The 626-nt window shown below is 46.8% G+C and carries 1 tRNA gene and 2 rRNA genes; all 3 read right to left on the bottom strand.

Going from position 1 to position 626, the window contains the following annotated elements:
* Positions 1-100, bottom strand: a 23S ribosomal RNA gene (locus J1778_RS00130); the annotation flags it as partial.
* Positions 101-324: 224 nt separating this feature from the next.
* A tRNA-Glu gene (locus J1778_RS00125) sits at positions 325-400 on the bottom strand.
* 142 nt (positions 401-542) lie between these two features.
* Positions 543-626 (bottom strand): 16S ribosomal RNA (locus J1778_RS00120); the annotation flags it as partial.

Below are 626 nucleotides of genomic sequence, written 5' to 3'. Positions count from 1 at the left end.
AACGGTTCATATCACCTTACCGACGCTTTTCGCAGATTAGCACGCCCTTCATCGCCTCTGACTGCCTAGGCATCCACCGTGTACGCTTAGTCGCTTAACCTCACAACCCGAAGGTGTCTTAAAGACATCATCGCGCTGCGATTATTTGAGAGACTCTGTTACAGACTAATCCACCACTCAGTACTTCTACGGAGAGTGATGTTCAGCTGTAAACTTTCAATTTTCAGCTTGTTCCAGATTGTTAAAGAGCAATATCTTAAACACGACTCGTTAAAGTCATCTTTAAGATATTCAGTTGATAATGTCTTTCACACATTATCGGAATGGCGTCCCCAAGGGGATTCGAACCCCTGTTACAGCCGTGAAAGGGCAGTGTCCTAGGCCTCTAGACGATGGGGACACGAAAATTCCGTACCAGACCACACAGTGGTTTGGCACTTTTCGCATCAGCGTAAGGTTACCCTTACCGCATCAACAGGTGCTCTTGCTCATTAATTTCATCAGACAATCTGTGTGGACACTGCACAATGCGTATCTTGAGGTAAGGAGGTGATCCAACCGCAGGTTCCCCTACGGTTACCTTGTTACGACTTCACCCCAGTCATGAATCACAAAGTGGTAAGCGC

The sequence above is a fragment of the Rahnella bonaserana genome (assembly GCF_019049675.1).
In the GTDB taxonomy this organism is placed as follows: Bacteria; Pseudomonadota; Gammaproteobacteria; order Enterobacterales; family Enterobacteriaceae; genus Rahnella; species Rahnella bonaserana.
The sequence above is the reverse complement of the archived record's forward strand: the minus strand, read 5'-3'. Positions and strand labels throughout refer to the sequence as shown.